At 71.4% G+C, this 5,765-nt stretch carries 7 protein-coding genes; 4 read left to right on the top strand and 3 right to left on the bottom strand.

Going from position 1 to position 5,765, the window contains the following annotated elements; all coding sequences use genetic code 11:
• The first annotated feature begins 117 nt into the window (after positions 1–117).
• Genes alr through ung form a run of 4 tightly spaced genes read left to right on the top strand, consistent with a single transcriptional unit; the run spans position 118 to position 3,567 of the window.
• Positions 118–1,230: an alanine racemase gene (gene alr, locus C1I93_RS27600; RefSeq protein ID WP_111246199.1), complete on the top strand. Its 1,113-nt coding sequence runs from the start codon at positions 118–120 to the stop codon at positions 1,228–1,230.
• A complete protein-coding gene (locus tag C1I93_RS27595) occupies positions 1,217–2,329 on the top strand; it encodes an alpha/beta fold hydrolase (RefSeq protein ID WP_111246198.1) in 1,113 nt (370 codons plus the stop codon). Before alr ends, C1I93_RS27595 begins: the two co-directional genes overlap by 14 nt.
• Positions 2,326–2,805, top strand: coding sequence for a tRNA (adenosine(37)-N6)-threonylcarbamoyltransferase complex ATPase subunit type 1 TsaE (gene tsaE, locus C1I93_RS27590; protein ID WP_111246197.1), 480 nt, complete (start codon positions 2,326–2,328; stop codon positions 2,803–2,805). Before C1I93_RS27595 ends, tsaE begins: the two co-directional genes overlap by 4 nt.
• Positions 2,806–2,865: 60 nt before the next feature.
• Positions 2,866–3,567 carry a uracil-DNA glycosylase gene (gene ung / locus C1I93_RS27585; protein ID WP_111246196.1) on the top strand — a complete coding sequence of 234 codons (702 nt, stop codon included), beginning with the start codon at positions 2,866–2,868 and terminating at the stop codon, positions 3,565–3,567.
• Positions 3,568–3,575: 8 nt separating this feature from the next.
• On the opposite strand, the gene C1I93_RS27580 is transcribed toward ung, so the two are convergent.
• The 3 genes from C1I93_RS27580 to C1I93_RS27570 form a co-directional block, all read right to left on the bottom strand.
• Positions 3,576–3,878, bottom strand: a complete 303-nt coding sequence (locus tag C1I93_RS27580; protein WP_181445358.1) for a hypothetical protein — start codon at positions 3,876–3,878, stop codon at positions 3,576–3,578.
• 82 nt (positions 3,879–3,960) lie between these two features.
• Positions 3,961–5,124 carry a hypothetical protein gene (locus C1I93_RS27575; protein WP_111246195.1) on the bottom strand — a complete coding sequence of 388 codons (1,164 nt, stop codon included), beginning with the start codon at positions 5,122–5,124 and terminating at the stop codon, positions 3,961–3,963.
• Positions 5,111–5,765, bottom strand: a 655-nt coding sequence (locus tag C1I93_RS27570; protein ID WP_309148221.1) for a SigE family RNA polymerase sigma factor, incomplete at its 5' end; no start/stop codon positions are given. The genes C1I93_RS27570 and C1I93_RS27575, both read right to left, overlap by 14 nt.

The raw sequence follows: 5,765 nt of genomic DNA, 5'->3' as shown, positions 1-5,765 counted from the left end.
GTCCTGGCGCGCCTCGCCCCGTCGATCTAGGGCTTATCGTCGTCGCTGGTGATCGACTAGCGACGATAAGCCCTAGATCGACGGGGGTGGGGGCGGTGCGGAACGTAGGGTGGAGGGATGTGGCAGGGTGAGGTGCGGGTGGATCTTGATGCGGTCCGGGAGAACGTGGGCCGGCTGCGCGGCGGCACCAGCGCCGAGGTGATGGCGGTGGTGAAGGGCGACGGGTACGGCCACGGCATGGTCCCGGCCGCCCGCGCCGCGCTCGATGCCGGGGCGACCTGGCTCGGCGTCTGCACCCTGGACGAGGCGCTGACCCTGCGTGCCGCTGGCTTCGACACCCCGGTGCTGGCCTGGCTGCTCGCGCCGGGCCTGCCGCTGGCGGCGGGCGTCGCCGCCGACGTGGACCTGGGTGTGGCGAGCCTGCCGCAGCTCGCCGAAATGATCGAGGCGAGCCGGCTGGCGGACCGTCCGGCCCGTATCCACCTGAAGATCGACACCGGGTTGGCCCGGGGTGGGGCCACCGTCGCCGACTGGCCGGCCCTGCTCGACGCCGCCGCCAAGGCGCAGGCCGACGGCCTGGTCGAGGTGGTCGGGGTGTGGAGCCACTTCGTGTACGCGGACATGCCCGGCCACCCCACCACCGACCGGCAGTTGGCCGTCTTCCACGAGGGCCTGGCCATGGTGGAGCGGGCGGGGCTGCGTCCTCGTTACCGGCACCTGGCCAACTCGGCCGCCACGCTGACCCGGCCGGACACCCACTTCGACCTGGTCCGCCCGGGGCTGGCCGTCTACGGGCTCTCCCCGGTGGCGGGGGAGACCTACGGACTGCGCCCGGCGATGACCGCCCGCGCCCGGGTGATGTTGACCAAGCGGGTGCCGGCCGGCTCCGGCGTCTCGTACGGCCACACGTACACCACCGAGGGTGAGGCGAACCTGGCCGTGGTGCCGCTCGGCTACGCCGACGGGGTGCCACGGCACGCCTCGAATGCCGGGCCGGTGCAGCTCGGCGGGCGTCGGCGGATCATCTCCGGGCGGGTCTGCATGGATCAGTTCGTCCTCGACTGCGGCGACGACCCGGTGGCCGCCGGTGACGTGGTCACCCTCTTCGGCGACGGTGCCGACGGTGGCCCCACCGCCGACGACTGGGCCGAGGCGGTCGGCACGATCAACTACGAGATCGTCACCCGGTTCGGCAGCACTCGAGTACCGCGGGTCTATGACGGTGAGTAGCCGACAGCTGATCCCCCGGCCGCGTACCGCCGCCGGCAAGGCCGCCGGTCTGGTCGGGGCCGCGCTCGGCGTGGCCGCCGCGGTGACCGCCGCCGGGGTCGCCACCGAACGCGCCCTGGTCCGCCGGCTCAAGGCCGACCCCACCGACCCGTACGCCACAGAGGTCTTCGGCGCGCAGCGGTACGACGCGGCGTACGAGCTGGAGATGCCGGACGGCACCGACATCCACGTCGAGGTGGTCGAGCCGACCCGGCCGGTCGCCGGCAACCCCACGGTGCTGCTGGTGCACGGCTTCTGCCTGGACATGGGCACCTTCCACTTCCAGCGCAAGCTGCTCGCCGAGCGGGGTGAGCACCGCGTCGTGGCGTACGACCAGCCCGGTCACGGCCGCTCGGGGCGGCTGGAGAGCGGCGAGTACGACCTGGTGGCGCTCGGTCACACGCTGCGTCGGGTGATCGACGAGGTGGCGCCGGAGGGGCCGCTGGTGCTTGTCGGTCACTCGATGGGCGGCATGACCATCATGTCGCTGGCCGAGCTGTATCCGGAGATGTTCGGTGACCGGGTGGTGGGCACCGTGCTGATGGCCACCTCGGGTGGCCTGGCTGCCGAGACGAAGCTCGTCGCACCGGCTCTGCTCGGCCGGGTCGGTGGTCCGGTGCTGCACGTGGCCGGCAACGTCACCCGGTACGGCGGTCCGGTCATCGACCGGGCCCGCCGCTCGACCTCCAACGTGGCCTGGCTGCTCACCCGCAGGTACGGCTTCGGCACCCGCCGGCCGAGCCCGGCCCTTGTCTCCTATGTGGAGACGATGAACTCGCGCACCTCCGCCGACACGGTGACCCGTTATCTGCGTACCCTCGCCACGCACTCCCGGTTTCCCGCGCTGGCCGCGCTGGAGGGCACACCGGTGCTGGTGGTCGTCGGAGACAAGGACATGATCACGCCGGTGACCCACTCGGAGGAGATCGTCCGGCGGCTGCCACACGCCGAGTTCGTCAAGATCCACGACAGTGGGCACGTGGTGATGCTGGAGCACGCCGACGAGGTCAACACGGCGATGCTGCGCTTCCTGGACAGCTGTGAAGGGAACCGCCGGTGATCCGGGTCGAGCTGCCGACCGTCGCGGAGACGCACGCCTTCGGCCGGCGGCTGGCCGAGCTGCTCGGCGCCGGCGACCTGGTGCTGCTCACCGGCCCGCTGGGTGCCGGCAAGACCGCGTTGACCCAGGGCATCGGAGCCGGGCTGGGGGTGCTCGGCGACATCACCTCGCCGACGTTCGTGATCGCCCGGGTGCACCGACCGGACCCGACCGTCGGGCGCGCGGTGGCGTTGGTGCACGCCGACGCGTACCGGCTCGGCGACGCCAGCGACCCCCGGGCCGAGATCGACGACCTCGATCTCGACGCCTCGGTCGACGAGTCGGTGACGGTGGTCGAATGGGGCGAGGGACTCGTCGAGCAACTGGCCGAGGCACACCTGCGGATCCGGCTCGACCGGCGCGACGACGACACCCGGGTGGCCGAGTTGACGCCGGTCGGTGGGGACTGGACGCGACGCCTGGCGGCCCTGGGCTGAGGGCTGTCGTACCCGGTGCCTACAGTGCCCGCAGACAACCCGATCGCGGAAAGGCCACCGATGCCCGACGATGTTGCCACCCTGGACCTGCTGGCGCTGCTGCCGGAGCAGTGGCGGGCGGTGCTCACCCCGCATCTCGACCCGGCCCGCACGGCCGCGCTGGGTGAGTTCGTCGCCGGGGAGTACGCGACAGCCACGGTCTTCCCGCCGGTCGAGGATCTCTTCTCGGCCTACCGGCTCTGCGCGCCGGCGGACTGCCGGGTGCTGATCCTCGGTCAGGATCCCTACCACCGCGCTGGGCAGGCGCACGGGCTGAGCTTCAGTGTGCGCGAGGGCGTGTCGGTGCCGCCGTCGCTGCGCAACGTCTTCAAGGAGTTGGGCGAGGACCTGGGCGTGCCGAAACCGCGCAGCGGCAACCTCGACGGCTGGGCGGCACAGGGCGTGCTGCTGCTCAACTCGGTGCTGACCGTGCGGCAGGGCACCCCCGGCTCGCACGCCAACCGGGGTTGGGAGGAGTTCACCGACGCCACCATCCGGGCGCTGGACACCCAGGAGTCGCCTGTGGTGTTCCTGCTCTGGGGTGGCTATGCGCGCAAGAAGGCGGCGCTTGTCACCAATCCGCAGCACGTGGTGCTGGAGGCGGGCCACCCCAGCCCGATGAACCCGCGCGGCTTCCTCGGCAGCCGGCCGTTCAGCGCCGCCAACAAGGCCCTCGCCGACGCCGGCCTGCCCACCATCGACTGGGAACGCTCAGCCGGCTGACCGCCCGGTCAGCGGGCTGCGGGGGAGCCGGCTGAGCGGCTGCGGTAACGCCGCAGCAGCGCGGCGGCGCGCGGCTCGGTCAGCTCCACCTGCACCAGCGGCACCACCCGGTAGCTCCGTGCACCGTGGCGGACCTCGATCGACTCGGGCAGCTCGTCGCACATGCTCGCCCGCAGCTCGCCGTACCGGGTCAGCGGCAGTTCCTCGATCCGGTCGGCCAGCGGCCGTGCGGCCAACTCGGCCAACTCGGTCAACCGGTCGTCGAGGTGCGCGTCGAGCGGCTCGACCGTCACCGCGAGCTGCCGTCCCATCGCCCCGAAGATTCGCAGGTGCCGTGATTTCGCTGTGAAATCACGGCACCTGTACTTGTTGGGTCCGGGCCGTTGGGCCGGACTAGCGGGCGGTGAGCGCCTCGGCCGCCGGGATCCAGGCGGCCTCGTCGGTCACGTCGACCACCTCGACCGACTTGGCAATCCTGGTCAGCTCAGTGCTGGAGAACTGACCGGTGCCGACGACCTGCACCTGCACCACGCCATCCGCGCTGTAGACGTTGCAGAACGGCGTGCTCGACTGCGGGAAGCACTCCGTCTTGCCGGGCTTGGGCGTCTGGTTGGACTTCGCGCTGGGCGTGACGAAGATGCTGAAGCTGGACGGGATGGCCTCGCCATCGTCGCCGCCGTACGGCTTGGTCAGGCCGGTGGTCGCCGGGGCCGGGTTGGCGTAGGTCGCGCCGCCGTAGCTGTCGCCCGGCGCCGCGATGCCGTTCAGGCCGGGGATGGCGTTCGTCCCGATCTCCACCGGGGTGTAGCCGGCGGGCAGCTCACCCACCCGGAACGGCAGCTTGGCCGGCACCGCCGGGCTCGGCTTCAGCGCGGTCACCAACGCCGACAGATCCTCCACCGACGGGTCCGCGTCATAGCTGAACGCGGTGACGACAGCCCACGCGTTGTCGGCGTACTCCCAGGCCAGCTGCTGGTTCGGCGGGTTGGTGGCGGCCGACGAGATCGCCTGGCGTCCGGCCACCGTGAGCGGCGTGCCGTCGGTGATCCCGGCTGGGTCGAACGCGCCCGGCCGGTAGAGCGTCAGGTGTGCGAAATGCGCACCGCTGACCCTCTTCCCCTTGCCGGCGGGCAGGTCCTTGCGGACGTTCTTCGGCAGCTCGGTGGTGACCCGGTCGGTCTGGTACACCCTCGCGATCTGGTAGGCGGTGGACGCCACGATCGGGTCCTCCACCCGGAACCTGCCGGCGGTGAACCCGCGGAAGGTGAAATTGAACGGCGCCGCGTCCGACCAGGTGACCTCCGGCTGGCCGGCCCCGGCGACGATCCCGGCCGACTGGTCCGGGAGGGCCAGCGGAGCCGACGTGCTCGACGTGACCGAGGTCAGCGCGAACGCGCCGGCCACCGCCACCACGACCAGCCCGGCCGCGCCGGCCGAGGCGAAACCGGCCCGGCGGCGGCGCTCCGCCCGGCGGCCGGCCGCGATGATGTCATCGGCGCTGCGGGCCAGCGGCGGTTCGTCAGCGGTCACCGCATCCACAACCTCATGCAACTGCACTTGTCCACTCCTCCATCCGATCCCCACTGAGATTGATCCGTTCGGTCGCGAGCAACTCGCGGAGTTTCGCCAGCCCGCGCGAGGTATGGCTCTTTGCTGTGCCGACCTTGCAGCCCAGCACCTGGGCGGTTTCCTCCAGGCTGAGGCCCAGGTAGTGCCGGAGCACCACGGCAGCGCGCTGGCGGGCAGGCACGGCGTTCAACGCCGCCCTGAGCCGCAGCCGCTCGTCGGTCATCACGTTCGGGTCGTTCATCGGGACGTCTGGAACGGCATCACCTACCGACCGTTCCCGGCCCCGACGCCAGGGCCTGCGTGTCTCGTCGATGGCGGCCCGGTACACCATGGTCTTGGCGTACAGGTCGGGCCGGTCCAGCTTGCGCCAGCGTGGATAGAGCTTGACCAGCGTGTTGGCCACGGCGTCCTCCGCCGCGTGCCAGTCCCCGCAGGTCACGTAGGCCAGCTTGCGCAACGACCCCATCTGGGACGTCACGAACTCCCGGAACGCTTGCTCGTCTGCGGCCTTCAATCGGCTTGCCTCCTCTAGACGGAGGTGGAACGGCGGCAGCGGGGGCAGGAGTTGCACGCCGGACAGAAATAGTTCTCGTGTCACGCTCCGTGTTTTTGTCGGGGTGGGCGGGCGT

This window comes from Micromonospora endophytica (genome assembly GCF_003236305.1).
GTDB classification, from domain to species: Bacteria; Actinomycetota; Actinomycetes; order Mycobacteriales; family Micromonosporaceae; genus Micromonospora; species Micromonospora endophytica.
The sequence above is the reverse complement of the archived record's forward strand: the minus strand, read 5'-3'. Positions and strand labels throughout refer to the sequence as shown.

Excerpts from the sequence above, each read along its gene's own strand:
- alr (WP_111246199.1), top strand. The coding sequence starts at position 118 with ATGTGGCAGGGTGAGGTGCGGGTGGATCTTGATGCGGTCCGGGAGAAC.
- C1I93_RS27595 (WP_111246198.1), top strand. The coding sequence starts at position 1,217 with ATGACGGTGAGTAGCCGACAGCTGATCCCCCGGCCGCGTACCGCCGCC.
- C1I93_RS27580 (WP_181445358.1), bottom strand. The coding sequence starts at position 3,878 with ATGGGACGGCAGCTCGCGGTGACGGTCGAGCCGCTCGACGCGCACCTC.
- ung (WP_111246196.1), top strand. The coding sequence starts at position 2,866 with ATGCCCGACGATGTTGCCACCCTGGACCTGCTGGCGCTGCTGCCGGAG.